Origin of the sequence: Pseudomonas nitroreducens (assembly GCF_014204515.1) — a bacterium.
GTDB classification, from domain to species: Bacteria; Pseudomonadota; Gammaproteobacteria; order Pseudomonadales; family Pseudomonadaceae; genus Pseudomonas; species Pseudomonas nitritireducens_A.
In genome coordinates this window covers 1-16,142 of sequence record NZ_JACHLI010000013.1, presented here as the reverse complement: position 1 = coordinate 16,142, position 16,142 = coordinate 1, and the positions used below count along the sequence as shown (strand labels likewise).

Here is a 16,142-nt window from a genome sequence, read left to right as displayed (position 1 = left end):
TCCCTTTACGAACAGGACTCGACCTCATGAATACCGCCGTCAACGTCAATGTCGTGCACGAATCCGAAGCCCAGCGCCAGCACGCCCGGGTCAAGCTGCCCGCGCGCATCCGCTTCATCGGTTCCCATCGCGAGGGCGTCGATGCACGCCTGCTGGACCTGTCCGCCGGCGGCTTCGCCTTCGCTTCGGCGAACAACACCCCGGTACAGCTCGGTGACCTGCACAAGGGCAAGCTGCTGTTCCAGATCGACAGCATCAGCTTCTCCCTCGAAGTGGAATTCCAGGTGCGCTCCTACGACCGCGACAGTGGCCGCGTCGGCTGCGAATTCCAGCACCTGAAGCCGCGCGAGATCGCCGCCCTGCGCTACCTGATCACCTCCTACCTGGCCGGTGAAGTGGTCAGCGTCGGCGACATGCTCAACACCCTGCAGCGCGAGAACTTCACCAAGGCCCGCAAGCACGGCGTCGGTTCCGGCGGCATGGGCTTCTTCGGCCGCTTCCGCGCGGTCACCGTGAGCACCGCGATCTTCGTGGTCGGCGTCGGCGCCTTCGCAGTGATCCTCAACCAGATCTACAACCTGTACTTCGTCACCCATGCCGATTCGGGCGTGGTCAGCGTCGCCAGCCAGCAGATCACCATGCCCCGCGAAGGCACCGTGGAAAGCCTGGTGGAAGCCGGCGCCGACGTCGCCAAGGGCGCGCCGATCGCCTCCTTCTCGGCCAACCTGCTGGACCTGCTCAAGGGCAACCTGACCGAAGAGCAGCTCAACCCGAGCAACATCGAGAAGCTCTTCGGCCACCAGATGAAGGGCACCCTGACCAGCCCCTGCGACTGCCGCGTGGTCGAGCAGCGCGTCGCCAACGGCCAGTTCGCCAACAAGGGCGACGTGATCTTCACCCTGACCCCGCGCGACAGCAACGCCACCGTCGAGGCGCGCTTCCCCTACCGCAACGCCGCCGAACTCTCCCCCGGCACCCACGTGAACTTCCAGGTCGCTGGCGACAGCGAAGTGCGCGGCGGCCGCATCCTGCGCACCGCGCCGGTGGACGGTGACCTGTCCTCGGAAATCCGCGTGCAGATCACCCCCGACCAGCCACTGGACAGCCAGATGGCCGGCCGCCCGACTGAAGTCAGCATCGGCGGCCTGCCGGGCCGCACCCTGCTGAACAAGGCGATGGCCCTGGCCACCGCCCGCTAAGAGGACCGCCCGCATGAATCGACCTGTCTTCCGACACGCCCCGCACCTTGGATTGGCACTGGCCATCGCCGCAGCCGCCGGTTGCGCCGGCCTGCCCGACCAGCGTCTGGCCCAGGAAGCCCTGGAGCGCGGCGACATCGCCACCGCCCAGGCCAACTTCCAGGCCCTGGCCACCCTGGGTTACGCCGACGCACAGGTCGGACTGGCCGACATGCAGGCCGCCACCGGCGACCCCGACGAACAGGCCCGCGCCGAGAAGCTCTACCGCGAAGCCGCCGAGAGCTCGCCGCGTGCCCGCGCCCGCCTGGGCAAGTGGCTGGCAGCCAAGCCCGGCGGCAGCGACGCCGAGCACCGCGAAGCCGAACAGCTGCTGACCCGCGCCTTCGACGAAGGCGAGGACAGCGCCCTGGTGCCGCTGATCGTCCTCTACCTGCAGTACCCGCAGGCCTGGCCGAACGTGAACCCGCAACAGCGCATCGACCAGTGGCGCGCCCAGGGCCTGCCGCAGGCGGACCTGGCGCAGATCATCCTGTATCGCACCCAGGGCACCTACGACCAGCACCTGGGCGAAGTCGAGCAGGTCTGCCAGCGCTGGCTGAACCGCATGGACGTGTGCTGGATGGAACTGGCCACCGTGTACCAGAAGCAGGGCAACGCGGATAAGCAGAAGGCCCACATCGAAGCGCTCAAGGCAGGCTGGAAGGCCGGCCGCGTGCCGTCCGAGCGCGTCGAGTCGGTGGCCGGCGTACTGGCCGACCCGAACATCGGCACCGCCGACCCGCAGGCCGCGCAGGCGCTGCTCAACGAGATCGCGCCGACCTACCCGGCCGCCTGGGTCAGCCTGGCCAAGCTGCAGTACGACAACCCCGACCTGGGCGATCTGGACCAGATGCTCGACTACCTGAAGAAGGCCCAGGACGCCGCCCAGCCCCGCGCCGAGCTGCTGCTCGGGCGCCTCTACTACGACGGCAAGTGGGCCCCGCAGGAACCGCAGAAGGCCGAGCAGCACCTGCTCAAGGCCGCCGCCAGCGAGCCCCAGGCGCACTACTACCTGGGCCAGATCTATCGCCGCGGCTTCCTCGGCCAGGTCTACCCGCAGAAGGCCGTGGACCACCTGATCATCGCCGCCCGCGCCGGCCAGGCCAACGCCGACATGGCCCTCGCCCAACTGTATTCGCAGGGCCGTGGCGTGCGCCCGAACCTGGTCAACGCCTACGTCTTCGGCGAACTCGCCCAGCGCCAGCAGGTACCCACCGCCAGCGACCTGATGGCGCAGATCGAACCGCAGATCCAGCCGGCCGACCGCAGCGCCGCGCAACAACTGCTCAAGCGTGAAGAACAGGCTCGTGGCGCCAACTGGCAGGCCACGGTGAGCCTTCTGCAGAACAACCAGGAACAAGAAAACCTATGAAGCGCATCGACCCGATGACCAACCCGCCGTTTGCTCTTGTCGAAGGGATTAAGCCGCGAGCTCTGGCAACCGCTGTGCGCCGCGCTCGCCTGTTCCCGGCCATGTTCGGCGTCGGCCTGAGCCTGGCCGGCACCCTGTTCGGCAGCCTCGCCCATGCGGCGGAGGAGCCACCGAAGAACTTCGGCATCGACATCAAGGTAACCGCCGAATCCGAGGACGACCGCGACCTGGGCACCGCCCACGGTGGCGACCTCAACGGCCTCGGTCTGGACGTCCGCCCCTGGGCCTTCGGCCAGTGGGGCGACTGGAGCGCCTACACCATGGGCCAGGCGGTGACCGCCACCGACACCATCCAGACCGACACCCTGCAGGAAGACAACGCCAGCGCCAACGGTGACGACAACAGCGACGACGGCCGCGAGCGCGACGACAGCTACCTGGCCCTGCGCGAATTCTGGGTCGACTACGCCGGCCTCACCCAGTACCCGGGCGAGCACCTGCGCTTCGGTCGCCAGCGGCTGCGCGACGACAGCGGCCAATGGCAGGACACCAACATCGAAGCGCTGAACTGGACCTTCGACACCACCCTGCTGCGCGCCCACGCCGGCGTTGCCCAGCGCTTCTCCGAATACCGCACCGACCTCACCGAGCTGGCCCCGGAGGACAAGGACCGCACCCACGTCTTCGGCGACATCTCCACGCAATGGGCACCCAACCACTGGGTCGGCCTGCGCCTGCACCACGCCGACGACAGCGGCCACCTGAAGGACCCGGGCGAAGAGATCGACTCGCTCGACAAGACCTACACCGGCGACCTCACCTGGGTCGGCATCGAGGCCACCGGCGACGCCTACAACTACCGCTCGCAGATGCCGCTCAACTACTGGGCCAGCGCCACCTGGCTGACCGGTAACCGCGACCGCCTGACCAGCACCACCATCGACAACGAGCGCATCGCCACCGGCAAGCAGAGCGGTGACGTCAACGCCTACGGCGTCGACCTCGGCCTGCGCTGGAACATCGATGAGCAGTGGAAGACCGGTATCGGCTACGCCCGCGGCAGCGGCGGCGGCCACAACGGCGAAGACCAGTTCCAGCAGACCGGCCTGGAGAGCAACCGCTCCAACTTCACCGGCACCCGCTCGCGCGTGCACCGCTTCGGCGAGGCCTTCCGCGGTGAACTGTCGAACCTTCAGGATGCCACCCTGTTCGGTTCCTGGCAGCTGCGCGAGGACTACGACGCGAGCCTGGTGTACCACAAGTTCTGGCGCGTGGACGGCGACTCGGACATCGGCAACAGCGGCATCACCGCGCCGATGGTCAACGACTCGAAAGACGTCGGCCAGGAAGTCGACCTGGTCGTCACCAAGTACTTCAAGCAGGGCCTGCTGCCGGCCTCGATGAGTCAGGCGATCGACGAACCGTCGGCGCTGATCCGCTTCCGTGGCGGCGTGTTCAAACCCGGCGACGCCTACGGCAGCCACGTCGACTCGACCATGCACCACGCCTTCGTCGATGTGATCTGGCGCTTCTGAGGACCGTAGCGATGACTATCCGAGCCCCCTATTCCGCTCCGTCGCCCTCACCCCAACCCTCTCCCAGGGGGAGAGGGGGCGCTTCGGTGCCGGGACGCGCGCCGTGCCAGCCGGCCACTCCGATCAGCTCCCTCTCCCTCCGGGAGAGGGCTGGGGTGAGGGGGCCACAAGGCCAGCGCAAGCTAGCCACCGCGCCCTGGGCGAGCCTGCTGCTGGGCAGCGTGCTGCTCGCGACGACGCCGGCCTGGGCAGCGCAACCCGCGGCCAAGGCCCAAGCCAGCGCCGCGCACGCCAAGCAGGCCAACGCGACGAAAGCCTCCGAGGAGGAGAAAACCGCGGAAGAACATCCGGCCAACGAACCCGGCCACACCCAGACGCTGAAGGAGTCCGGCAACTACACCGTGACTGCCGCGCCCAGCGAGCCGCTGCACCTGGAGCCGCCCAAGCTGCCCGACCTCTCCGGCTACACCGCCGAGGCGGTGGAGAAGAAGATCGAGCGCAACAAGCGCGGCCAGGCCCGCGTCGAGCGCATGGTCCAGCAGCAGCCGCTGAAGGAATTCACCGGCGGCAAGAACCGTCTCGCCGAGTGGGTGAAGCGCCAGCGCCAGATGCCCCAGGCGATCTTCATCGACGGTGGCTACGTCAACCTCGCGGAGCTGGTCGGCAAACTGCCGAAAACCGCCCTCGAACAGACCGAGCCGGGCGTCTACATCGCCCGCCTGCCCATCGTGGTGAGCCAGGGCGCAACCCTGGAGATCGACGGCAAGGTCAAGGAACTGCGCCTGTCCCAGGACCGCGGTGCGTTCCTGGTCAACGATGGCAAGCTGTTCGTCCGCGATACCAGAGTCACCGCCTGGAACGAGGCGAAGCAGGAGCCGGCCTGGTTCAAGACGCCCAACGAGTTCCGCCCGTTCCTGATCTCCTGGGGCGGCGCCGAGGCGTACCTGGTGAACAGCCACTTCACCAGCTTCGGCTACAACGCCTCCAAGGCCTACGGCATCTCCATCTCGCAGTACAGCCCGGGCACGGACAAGACCATGAAGCGCCCGCGCCCCAAGGGCTGGGTGATCGGTTCGACCTTCGAGGACGCCTGGTACGGCTTCTACTGCTACGAGGCCGACGACCTGGTGGTGCGCGGCAATACCTACAAGAACAACATCGTCTACGGCATCGACCCGCATGACCGTTCGCACCGCCTGGTCATCGCCGAGAACACCGTCTACGGGACGAAGAAGAAGCACGGCATCATCGTCTCCCGCGAGGTCAACGACAGCTGGATCATCCACAACAAGACCTACGACAACCACCTCTCCGGGATCGTCCTCGACCGTAATTCCGAGCGCAATCTGGTGGCCTACAACGAGGTGTACCGCAACCACTCCGACGGCATCACGCTGTACGAGTCCGGCGACAACCTCATCTACGGCAACCAGGTGCTGGCCAACCTGCGCCACGGCATCCGCATCCGCAACAGCGTGAACATCCGCCTGTACGAGAACCTCGCGGCCGGCAACAAGCTGATCGGCGTCTACGGCCACATCAAGGACCTGACCGACACCGACCGCAACATCGACCTCGACCCCTTCGACACCAAGGTCTCGCTGATCGTGGTCGGCGGCAAGCTGGCCGGCAACGGCTCGGGCCCGCTGTCGGTGGACTCGCCGCTATCGCTGGAGCTCTACAAGGTGGCCATGCTCGGCCCGACCAAATCTTCCGGCATCTCCTTCAACGGCGTGCTCGGCGAGAAGCAGGACCAGATCCTGGACCTGCTGGTGCGCCAGCAACGCGCGGTGCTGATCGACCCCGTCGAAAGCCAGGCCGAACTGCAGAACTGAGGACCGACCATGAATCGTATGACCGTCAATTTCCTGCGCCTGTCGGGCCTCACCGCCGCCCTGCTGGTCGCCCACCAGGCCGGCGCCGCCGATGCGCCCAGCTACACCGCACAACCGGCCGCCGGCCTGTGCCCCACCGCCGCCAACGACGCGGCCTACAACACCAAGTACCTGGGCTTCTTCACCCACCTGGTGCCGGCCCAGGAAGACTGGCTGTTCCGCAGCACCTACGACCTGCGCACCGACTTCGGCACCAGCGCCGAAGGCTGGCGCGAGCTCAAGCAGCTGCGCGACGAACTCAAGCGCAAGGGCATCGACCTGGTCGTGGTCTACCAGCCCACCCGTGGCCTGGTGAACCGCGAGAAGCTCAATCCCCAGGAGAAGGCCAGCTTCAACTTCGACCTGGCGAAAAAGAACTACCAGGCGACCATCGCCCAGTTCCGCAAGGCCGGCATCTACACCCCGGACTTCTCGCCGCTGTTCGACGAGAAGGAAGAGCACCCTTACTACTTCAAGGGTGACCACCACTGGACGCCGTACGGCTCGATGCGCAGCGCGAAAATCGTCGCCCAGACGCTGAAGGAAATCCCCGCCTACAACGACATTCCGAAGAAGGAATTCGAGAGCAAGCGCGTCGGCCTGCTGTCCAAGCTGGGCACCTTCCACAAGGCCGCCGCGCAACTCTGTGGCAGCAGCTACGCGCCGCAGTACGTCGACCGCTTCGAGACCGAGCCGGTGGGCGATACCGGTGGCGGCGACCTGTTCGGCGAGGGCGGCGATGCCCAGGTGGCGCTGGTCGGCACCTCCAACAGCGGCCCGGCGTACAACTTCGCCGGCTTCCTGGAGCAGTACGGCAAGGTCGACATCCTCAACAACGCCGTGTCCGGCGGCGGCTTCGACAGCTCCCTGCTGGCCTACATGACCAGCAAGGAATTCCACGACAAGCCGCCGAAGATCCTCATCTGGGAATTCGCCACCCACTACGACATGGCGCAGAAGAGCTTCTACCGCCAGGCCATGCCGCTGGTGGACAACGGCTGCGCCGACGGCAAGCCGGCCATCAGCCGCAAGGTCAAGCTGCACGCGGGCAGCAACGAGGTGCTGCTCAACAGTGGCGCCCTGCCGATCCGTTCGGGCAGCTACACCGCCGACGTCACCTACTCCGACCCCGGCGTGCACGAACTCAAGAACACCATCTGGTACATGAACGGTCGTCGCGAGCAGTTGAAGATCGAGCAGTCCAAGGCCGTGGATACCGGCGGACGCTACGTCTTCGAGCTGCGCAACGACGAGGACTGGTCGAACCAGCAGTTCCTCTCCCTGGAGATCGAGGCGCCGGACGACATGCCGGCGGGCCTGGAAGTCGAGGCCAAGCTCTGTCAGACGCCCAAAGCCAAGTCGGCCGACGTGGCCGCCAACTGAAGCGAGGGATGAACACCATGCCCAGCCTACGCAAGATCAAGACACCCGTGGTCGCCCGCATCGGCCTGACCATCGCCGTGCTCGGCGCCCTGTTCGGCGAGAGCACCACCTATGCCGCCGACCTGATGCCACCACCGGGCTACTTCTCCGCCGTTGGCGACAAGGGCAGCAGGAAGGATGCCGACAGCTGCCCTACTCCGCCCACGCCCTATACCGGCAGCCTGCAGTTCACCAGCAAGTACAAGGGCTCGGACTCGGCACGCGCCACCTTCAACGCCGATGCGGACAAGGAGTTCCGCACGCAGATCAAGGACATCACCGACATGGAGCGCGGCGCCACCAAGCTCATCACCCAGTACATGCGCAGCGGCAACAAGGGCGACCTGGACTGCGCCATGGGCTGGCTGGATTCGTGGGCCAAAGCCGGCGCGCTGGAAAGCAGCGACTACAACCACACCGGCAAGTCCATGCGCAAATGGGCGCTGGGCAGCCTGTCGTCGTCCTACATGCGCCTGAAGTTCTCCAGCAGCCGCCCGCTGGCCTCCTACGGCGAGCAGTCGAAGGAGATCGAGAACTGGTTCAGCACCCTGGGCAGCCAGGTGGTGCGCGACTGGAGCGACCTGCCGCTGAAGAAGATCAACAACCACTCCTACTGGGCCGCCTGGTCGGTGATGTCCACCGCCGTGGTGACCAACCGCCGCGACCTGTTCGACTGGTCGGTGCAGGAATTCAAGGTCGCCGCCAACCAGGTGGACAACGACGGCTACCTGCCCAACGAACTCAAGCGCCGCCAGCGTGCGCTGTCCTACCACAACTACTCGCTGCCGCCGCTGACCATGATCGCCGCCTTCGCCCAGGTGAATGGCGTCGACCTGCGCCAGGAAAACAACGGCGCCCTGCAGCGCCTGGCCAACCGCGTGATGCAAGGCGTGGACGACCAGAACGCGTTCGACGCGAAGACCGGCAACGACCAGGACATGGCCGACCTGAAGGAGAACAGCAAGTTCGCCTGGCTGGAACCCTACTGCGCCCTCTACAGCTGCGCGCCCAAGACCCAGGACTGGAAGAAGAAGATGGAGCCGTTCAACAGCTTCCGCCTGGGGGGTGAAGTGACCAAGGTTTTCAACCGTCAGGGGGCGGGGAGCTGAAGACGCACCAGTCCCCGTAGGGCGCATAACCGCTTGCGGTTATCCGCCGAAGGGCCTGGCACAAAATCACGGCGGATAACGCTTCGCGTTATTCGCCCTACGGGAGCAAAGAGCCCCTCACCCTAACCCTCTCCCAGGGGGAGAGGGGACTGGGAGGCAGCAAGCGAAACACCGAGCCATCCGGCGACTACGGACGGCCCCCTCTCCCTCTGGGAGAGGGCTGGGGTGAGGGCAAGCCCTCGCTCCGAAGCAACAGCACCACCACCCGACCCACGCAAAAAAGACGCGGGCGGGCGCAACAGATTGAGCACCACATGGGGAGGAATTGGCGGGTTGCCCCGGCCTTTCCTCAAGGCGTCGCGAAGACGCCGGAAGGTCCGGAGCCACTCAAGGTTTGAAGCTCCAGAGAGAGACGCGGAATGGTCTTTTCTTCCAACGTGTTCCTGTTCCTGTTCCTGCCGGTCTTCCTCGGCCTGTACTACCTGAGCGGGAACCGCTACCGGAACCTCCTGTTGCTGGTCGCCAGCTACATCTTCTACGCCTGGTGGCGGGTGGACTTCCTCCTGCTGTTCGCTGGCGTCACCCTGTTCAACTACTGGATCGGCCTGCGCATCGGCGCCGCCGGAGTGCGCACCAAGGCCGCCCAACGCTGGCTGATCCTCGGCGTGGTGGTCGACCTCTGCGTGCTGGGCTACTTCAAGTACGCCAACTTCGGCGTCGACAGCCTCAACGAGATCATCACCTCGATGGGCATGCAGCCCTTCGTGCTGACCCACATCCTGCTGCCCATCGGCATCAGCTTCTACACCTTCGAATCGATCAGCTACATCATCGACGTGTACCGCGGCGATACCCCGGCCACGCACAACCTGATCGATTTCGCGGCGTTCGTGGCGATCTTCCCGCACCTGATCGCCGGCCCCGTGCTGCGCTTCAAGGACCTGGTCGACCAGTTCAACCACCGCACCCACACCGTCGACAAGTTCGCCGAAGGCTGCACCCGCTTCATGCAGGGCTTCGTCAAGAAGGTGTTCATCGCCGACACCCTGGCGGCGGTGGCCGACCACTGCTTCGCCCTGCAGAACCCCACCACCGGCGACGCCTGGCTCGGCGCGCTGGCCTACACCGCGCAGCTGTACTTCGACTTCTCCGGCTACAGCGACATGGCCATCGGTCTCGGCCTGATGATGGGCTTCCGCTTCATGGAGAACTTCAACCAGCCCTACATCAGCCAATCCATCACCGAGTTCTGGCGGCGCTGGCACATCAGCCTGTCCACCTGGCTGCGCGACTACCTGTACATCAGCCTGGGCGGCAACCGCGGCACCACCTTCCAGACCTACCGCAACCTGATCCTGACCATGCTGCTGGGCGGCCTGTGGCACGGCGCCAACGTCACCTACATCATCTGGGGCGCCTGGCATGGCGTGTGGCTGGCCATCGAGCGCGCCCTGGGCGTGAACGCCGCGCCGCGGGTGCTCAACCCGCTGAAGTGGCTGTTCACCTTCCTGCTGGTGATCGTCGGCTGGGTGATCTTCCGCGCCGAGAATCTCCACGTGGCCTGGCGCATGTACGCCGCCATGTTCAGCTTCGGCGACTGGCAGCTCTCCGAGCTCAACCGCGCCAGCCTCACCGGCCTGCAGGTCGGCACCCTGGTCATCGCCTACCTCGTGCTCGCCTTCTTCGGCCTGCGCCAGTTCTACAACCAACCGATGCAGAGCAAAGCACCCAAGGCCGCCGCCAAGACTGAACAGGTCGATGCCGACGGCCCGGCCAGCGCCCAGCCGCGCACCCCGGCCATGGCCCGGCAGGACCCGGCGGCGATTGCCTATTCGCCCAGCGGCGCTGCTGTGTACCAGCAGCACTGGATGACCCAGCTGCCGGTCCTGGCCACCCGCGTCGCCCTGCTCCTGCTGTTCGCCGCCTCGGTGCTCAAGCTCTCGGCACAGAGCTACTCGCCGTTCCTCTACTTCCAGTTCTGAGCGAGGCCAGACCATGACAATTGCCAAACCCCTCCAGTACGCCTACATCGCCGCCTTCGGCGGGATGCTGCTGGGCCTCGCCGGCTGGTCGCTGAAGGCATTCCCCAGCTTCTCCGCCGCCGAGGGCACCACGGTGCTCAACGGCAAGCTGGCCCACGCCTTCGAAGGCCACTACGACGATGAATTCCCCATCAAGCGCCTGGGCACCAACCTCTGGGCCGCGCTGGACTACACCGTTTTCGACGAAGGCCGCCCCGGCGTGGTGATCGGCAAGGACGGCTGGCTGTTCACCGACGAAGAGTTCAAGCCCGCCCCCACCGCCCAGCAGCTCAACGACAACTGGGCACTGGTGCGCGGCGTACAGCAGGAGCTGGAGCGCCGTGGTGTGAAGCTGGTGCTGGCGATCATCCCAGCCAAGACCCGCCTCTACCCCGAGTACGTCGGCAAGGAGCAACCGGCCGCCCTGCACGCCGCGCTCTACGAAGACTTCCTGCAGCGCGCCCGCCAGGCCGGCATGGCCGCGCCGGAGCTGCTCGGCACGCTGGAGAAAGCCAAGGACAACGGCCAGGTCTTCCTGCGCACCGACACCCACTGGACCCCGCTGGGCGCCGAAGCCGTGGCCCAGCGCCTGGGCGAAAGCATCCGCGCCGGCTCCGGCGCCGACCTGCCCACCCAGGCCTTCGTCACCGAACCGGGCAAGAACGGCGCGCACAAGGGCGACCTGCTGACCTTCCTGCCGCTGGACCCGCTGTTCACCAACCTGCTGCCCGAAGAAGACCAGCTGCAGCAGCGCCAGACCCATCCGGCCGAGGACACCGCCGCAGCTTCCGCTGACAGCGGCGGCGGCGGCGACCTGTTCGGCGACAGCGCCCAGCCGCAGGTCGCCCTGGTCGGCACCAGCTACAGCGCCAACCCGCGCTGGAACTTCGCCGGCGCCCTCAAGCAGGCGCTCTCGGCGGATGTCATCAACTACGCCAAGGAGGGCAAGGGCCCCCTGGAACCGATGCTCGAACTCCTGCAGGACGAAGGCTTCAAGCAGAAGCCGGCGCAACTGCTGGTCTGGGAATTCCCCGAACGCTACCTGCCGATGCACAGCGACCTCAGCCAGTTCAACCCGGACTGGGTGGCGCAACTGCGGGCCGCGGGTAGCCGCGACGAACGCCTGGCTTCCAGCCAGGCAAGCGCTCACTGATCCACCGAACCCACGGCGCACTGCGCGCTGAACAGGGCACCTGCCGTGCCCACCAGACGAAAGAAGACCGGAGGTACACCCTATGAACCGCATCAACCGTCTGAGCATTCGCACCCTCAAGTCGTCCGCCCTGGCACTGGCCCTGGGCGCCGCCTCCTTCGGCGCCTTCGCCGGCGGTGAAGGTGCACTCTACGGCCCGCAGGCGCCGAAGGGCTCGTCCTTCGTCCGCGCCTACAACGCAGGCAGCGGCGAACTCAACGTCGCGGTCGGCAACGCCACCCTCAACGACGTCTCGCCGCAGGGCTCCAGCGACTTCAAGTTCCTCCCGCCGGGCAACTACACCGCCAAGGTCGGCTCCCAGAGCCTGCCGGTGAAACTCGACCCGGACGCCTACTACACCCTCGTCAGCCAGCCCGGCGGCCAGCCGCGCCTGGTCCCCGAGCCGCCGTTCAAGAACAAGCAGAAGGCCCTGGTGCGCGTGCAGAACCTCAGCGGCAAGGCCCTCACCCTGAAGACCGCCGACGGCAAGACCGAAGTGGTCAGCAACGTCGCCCCGCAAAGCCACGGCGACCGCGAGATCAATCCGGTGAAAGTGAACCTGGCGCTGTTCGACGGCGCCAAGAAAGTCAGCGACCTCAAGCCCGTCACCCTCGAGCGCGGCGAAGTGGTCTGCCTCTATGTAACCGGCGACAGCAAGCTGAATCCGGTGTGGGTCAAGCGCCCGGTGAAGGCGGACTAAGACCTTGAGGCGGATGGCAAGCATCGTGCTGGCAGTGAGCTGCACCCCTCTCCCCCGCCCTCTCCCTGAAGTGAGAGGGAGCCATCCGTGCGCACGGAAAGTTCAGTACTACCCGGCGAGCGGGGATGCCCCGCTTCGCTGCGAACAGTCCCCCTCTCCCTTCAGGGAGAGGGCTAGGGAGAGGGTGCTGTGCAACCACTCCCAAGCCAAACAACAAGACCGGCCCCACACCGGCAGCAAGACCCGTGCGCCGCAACGACGGCCAGCACTGGAGAGGTCACCCAAACCGCACGCCAGCCCGCACGACGTGGGCCGGTCGACAGAACGCAAACGCTTTAGGAGAAACCCGATGATTCCAGTAATTCTTTCCGGTGGCAGCGGCTCGCGACTCTGGCCTCTTTCGCGCAAACAGTATCCCAAGCAGTTCCTCGCCCTGACCGGGGAACACACCCTGTTCCAGCAGACCCTGGAACGCCTGGTCTTCGAGGGCATGGAACCGCCGGTGGTGGTGAGCAACCTCGAACACCGCTTCATCGTCCAGGAGCAGCTCGAAGCGCTGGACCTGAAAACCCAGTCGATCCTCCTCGAACCCTTCGGCCGCAACACCGCCCCGGCGGTCGCCATCGCCGCCATGAAGCTCATGGCCGAAGGCCGTGACGAGCTGCTGCTGATCCTCCCCGCCGACCACGTGATCGACGACCAGCGCGCCTTCCAGCGTGCCCTGGCGCTGGCCACCAACGCCGCCGAAAAGGGCGAGATGGTGCTCTTCGGAGTCCCTGCGGATCGCCCGGAAACCGGCTACGGCTACATCAAGTCCGGCGACGAGCGCGGCCTGCCGGACGGCGTCATCCGCGTCGAGCGCTTCGTCGAGAAACCCGACGAGGCCCGCGCCCAGCAGTTCGTCGAGGAAGGCGGCTACTTCTGGAACAGCGGCATGTTCCTGTTCCGCGCCAGCCGCTTCCTGGAAGAACTGAAGAAGCATGACGCCGACATCTACGACACCTGCCTGCTGGCTCTTGAGCGCAGCCAGCACGACGGCGACCTGATCAACATCGACGCCGCCACCTTCGAGTGCTGCCCGGACAACTCCATCGACTACGCCGTGATGGAAAAGACCCGCCGCGCCTGCGTGGTCCCGCTGGCCGCCGGCTGGAACGACGTCGGCAGCTGGTCGTCGATCTGGGAAGTGCATGACAAGGACGACAACGGCAACGTCACCATGGGCGACGTGGTCGTGCACGACAGCCACAACTGCCTGGTGCACGGCAACGGCAAGCTGGTCTCGGTGGTCGGCCTGGAGGACATCGTGGTGGTCGAAACCAAGGACGCCATGATGATTGCCCACAAGGACCGCGTGCAGGACGTCAAGAAAGTGGTCAACCAGCTCGACGCCGCCGGCCGCAGCGAAACCCAGAACCACTGCCAGGTCTACCGCCCGTGGGGCTCCTACGACTCGGTGGACATGGGCGGCCGCTTCCAGGTCAAGCACATCAGCGTCAAGCCGGGCGCGCGCCTGTCCCTGCAGATGCACCACCACCGCGCCGAGCACTGGATCGTCGTCTCCGGCACCGCCCAGGTGACCTGTGACGACAAGACCTTCCTGCTCACCGAGAACCAGTCCACCTACATCCCGATCGCTTCGGTCCACCGCCTGGCCAATCCGGGCAAGATCCCGCTGGAGATCATCGAAGTGCAATCGGGCAGCTACCTGGGCGAAGACGACATCGAGCGTCTGGAAGACGTCTACGGCCGCACCACGGAGAACGTGGAAGTCCAGGCTGTAGTCCGCTAAGCCCCGGGACCTGGCGCTTCCCCCCCATCGGCGCCAATGCCCCCGCCCCTTCCGGTGCGGGGGCTTTTTTATGCCCGCTCGCAGAATTCCCTGCGTAGGGCGCATAACCCGAAACGGGTTATCCGCCATTTCCCCGGCGGATAACGCTGTCGCGTTATGCGCCCTACTCGGCTGATGGATTTTCCGGTGACGCAGGAGCGGACCTTGTCCGCGAAATCCTGCGCGGCGGAATTCGATCCTCCCAGGCATCACTGATTTGCAGCGCCCGATGGCAGGAACGAGCTTGCTCGCGAACCGCACTCTGCCGCCTTCACAGAAGAACGCTTTTGTAGGATGGGTGGAGCTTGCGATAGCCATGCTGTCGGTGCACCGGAATCGATGGGTATCGCTGCGCTCCACACCATCCTACGTCGTGCTCCGCCGAAGTTTCGGAGCAAGCGATTGAATTACGCCTCGGGCCTTTCCAGCCGGCCTATCGCCGGCAGGTCATCGAACGGCACCCACAACCGTCCGTGCCACTCCAGTACGCCCAGGTGCTGGTCGGCCCAGCTCAACTGCCGCTCCCTCGGCCGCAAAGCCGGGTGCTCTGCGCTGCGCAATGCCGGCACCACCTGCCGGTTGAGCCAATGGCGGATGCTGCGGTTCTCCGGATGGAAGTGAAAGATCAGCGCGGCATAGGAGCCGGACTCGCTGACCAGCAGGGACTTTTCGTAATCGCCGCAACTGTTGCGGATCCAGCAGTTCTGCAACTGGTCGGCATCAAGGCTGTTGTGCAGGCGCTCGTCCAGCGGACGGTTGATCAGCCGTCCCAGGTCGCTGACGCAGAACCAGGGCTCGTCATCGAGCAGGAATGCCCGCAACTGACGGCGGTGACGGATGAAGGTAGTGGGGATGAGGATTTCGTTATCCATGGAGGGCCTCCGTCAGGGAGGGTCTGGATGAAATCCTGGGAACGCAAACGGCGTGAAAATCGAGCAGATGTGTCATTCGGAATACCTACTGGTTCGTTCATCCTCCGCCCCCTGTTCAGAGGGGCGACCGGGTGCTTGAACACGGCAGTAGGACCGCCCGCAGATTTCCCCTTTCGGGTGTTTTATGGCTGCGCGCCACCCGGCCATAGCAGCAGCTACAGCAGCAAAAACAACCGCGTTGTCGGGTGGCGGCGGGCCGCCTACTGGGTGTGTTCAGCACCGAGCGCAAAGGTACTGCTTCCCAATAGGCTCCGTTAGCCCGCCCGGAACGCCAGGGGATGATACGGAAGTTTCATACACGAAACTGCGGTACTAATTCATGAGAGCGCACATAGGACACCACCACTTATCCCCACCTCGTCGTTACCCATATCTGTAGGAGCGAGCTTGCTCGCGAACCGCCCCCAGCCGCCATTCCCGGCATACGCTTACCTCGTATGGGGAAGCCCACTTCTGCACGAACCAAACCGACGGAGCCAGTCTGTAGGAGCGGACTCTGTCCGCGATGAGCCTGCCTCGCTCCGGGTTTCCCGCGTCGCTTCGACGTGCGCGCGGAATACGTGTTTCGCCCCCTCGGGCGACCCACTTTGGAAAGACCCAAAGGTGGGCAAAGGTCTCGCCCCTGCCATCCGGCTTTTCGCTTCGCGAAAAGTACCCTCGGTTCCTCGGAGTTCCAGGGGCCCGCGTTGACGGGCCATCCCTGGCCCGACAACGCTCTCGCGACATCCATGTCGCTCGGCCCCTGGAACTCCGATCACCTTCGGCCTCCTGAAAGGGGCACTTCGGCGCGAGCGGATATTTCGCTGGAAGACTTCAAAACCAGAGCCAGAACGTAGGGCGCATAACCCGGCACGGGTTATCCGCCGTTTACCCCCCGGCGGATAACGCTGGCGCGTTATGCGCCCTACGAGGTCAA

At 65.6% G+C, this 16,142-nt stretch carries 11 protein-coding genes; 10 read left to right on the top strand and 1 reads right to left on the bottom strand.

Annotated elements, in window-relative coordinates:
• Window positions 1–26 precede the first annotated feature (26 nt).
• From HNP46_RS16955 to HNP46_RS16910, 10 genes are all read left to right on the top strand, one after another.
• Complete coding sequence (locus HNP46_RS16955; protein WP_184591000.1) at window positions 27–1,199, top strand: alginate biosynthesis protein Alg44; 1,173 nt, start codon at window positions 27–29, stop codon at window positions 1,197–1,199.
• A gap of 13 nt (window positions 1,200–1,212) precedes the next feature.
• Complete coding sequence (algK, locus tag HNP46_RS16950; RefSeq protein WP_184590997.1) at window positions 1,213–2,610, top strand: alginate biosynthesis TPR repeat lipoprotein AlgK; 1,398 nt, start codon at window positions 1,213–1,215, stop codon at window positions 2,608–2,610.
• Window positions 2,611–2,711: 101 nt separating this feature from the next.
• The gene (locus HNP46_RS16945; RefSeq protein WP_184591319.1) at window positions 2,712–4,145 is read left to right on the top strand and encodes an alginate export family protein; all 1,434 of its coding nucleotides are present in this window, start codon (window positions 2,712–2,714) and stop codon (window positions 4,143–4,145) included.
• A 155-nt stretch (window positions 4,146–4,300) separates the two neighbouring features.
• Window positions 4,301–5,980 (top strand): mannuronan 5-epimerase AlgG, encoded by a 1,680-nt coding sequence (gene algG, locus HNP46_RS16940; RefSeq protein ID WP_184590995.1) that lies wholly within the window; start codon window positions 4,301–4,303, stop codon window positions 5,978–5,980.
• A 9-nt stretch (window positions 5,981–5,989) separates the two neighbouring features.
• Window positions 5,990–7,402: an alginate O-acetyltransferase gene (locus tag HNP46_RS16935; protein WP_184590993.1), complete on the top strand. Its 1,413-nt coding sequence runs from the start codon at window positions 5,990–5,992 to the stop codon at window positions 7,400–7,402.
• A 35-nt stretch (window positions 7,403–7,437) separates the two neighbouring features.
• Entirely contained in the window at window positions 7,438–8,550 is a 1,113-nt protein-coding gene (locus HNP46_RS16930; protein WP_184591317.1) for a mannuronate-specific alginate lyase, read from the top strand.
• A gap of 419 nt (window positions 8,551–8,969) precedes the next feature.
• On the top strand, window positions 8,970–10,532 hold the full coding sequence (locus tag HNP46_RS16925) for an MBOAT family O-acyltransferase (RefSeq protein ID WP_184590991.1): 1,563 nt from the start codon (window positions 8,970–8,972) through the stop codon (window positions 10,530–10,532).
• A gap of 13 nt (window positions 10,533–10,545) precedes the next feature.
• A complete protein-coding gene (locus tag HNP46_RS16920; RefSeq protein ID WP_184590989.1) occupies window positions 10,546–11,724 on the top strand; it encodes an alginate O-acetyltransferase in 1,179 nt (392 codons plus the stop codon).
• Window positions 11,725–11,806: 82 nt separating this feature from the next.
• Window positions 11,807–12,463 carry an alginate O-acetyltransferase AlgF gene (algF, locus tag HNP46_RS16915; RefSeq protein ID WP_184590987.1) on the top strand — a complete coding sequence of 219 codons (657 nt, stop codon included), beginning with the start codon at window positions 11,807–11,809 and terminating at the stop codon, window positions 12,461–12,463.
• Window positions 12,464–12,812: 349 nt separating this feature from the next.
• On the top strand, window positions 12,813–14,255 hold the full coding sequence (locus HNP46_RS16910) for a mannose-1-phosphate guanylyltransferase/mannose-6-phosphate isomerase (protein WP_184590985.1): 1,443 nt from the start codon (window positions 12,813–12,815) through the stop codon (window positions 14,253–14,255).
• Window positions 14,256–14,701: 446 nt separating this feature from the next.
• Here the strand turns inward: HNP46_RS16910 and HNP46_RS16905 are convergent, their stop codons facing one another.
• Complete coding sequence (locus tag HNP46_RS16905; protein WP_184590983.1) at window positions 14,702–15,166, bottom strand: BRO-N domain-containing protein; 465 nt, start codon at window positions 15,164–15,166, stop codon at window positions 14,702–14,704.
• Window positions 15,167–16,142: the final 976 nt, after the last annotated feature.

Bases quoted from the DNA above. Each gene is read 5' to 3' on its own strand.
- HNP46_RS16955 (WP_184591000.1), top strand. From the start codon at position 27: ATGAATACCGCCGTCAACGTCAATGTCGTGCACGAATCCGAAGCCCAG.
- algK (WP_184590997.1), top strand. From the start codon at position 1,213: ATGAATCGACCTGTCTTCCGACACGCCCCGCACCTTGGATTGGCACTG.
- HNP46_RS16945 (WP_184591319.1), top strand. From the start codon at position 2,712: ATGTTCGGCGTCGGCCTGAGCCTGGCCGGCACCCTGTTCGGCAGCCTC.
- HNP46_RS16935 (WP_184590993.1), top strand. From the start codon at position 5,990: ATGAATCGTATGACCGTCAATTTCCTGCGCCTGTCGGGCCTCACCGCC.
- HNP46_RS16925 (WP_184590991.1), top strand. From the start codon at position 8,970: ATGGTCTTTTCTTCCAACGTGTTCCTGTTCCTGTTCCTGCCGGTCTTC.
- HNP46_RS16920 (WP_184590989.1), top strand. From the start codon at position 10,546: ATGACAATTGCCAAACCCCTCCAGTACGCCTACATCGCCGCCTTCGGC.
- algF (WP_184590987.1), top strand. From the start codon at position 11,807: ATGAACCGCATCAACCGTCTGAGCATTCGCACCCTCAAGTCGTCCGCC.
- HNP46_RS16910 (WP_184590985.1), top strand. From the start codon at position 12,813: ATGATTCCAGTAATTCTTTCCGGTGGCAGCGGCTCGCGACTCTGGCCT.
- HNP46_RS16905 (WP_184590983.1), bottom strand. From the start codon at position 15,166: ATGGATAACGAAATCCTCATCCCCACTACCTTCATCCGTCACCGCCGT.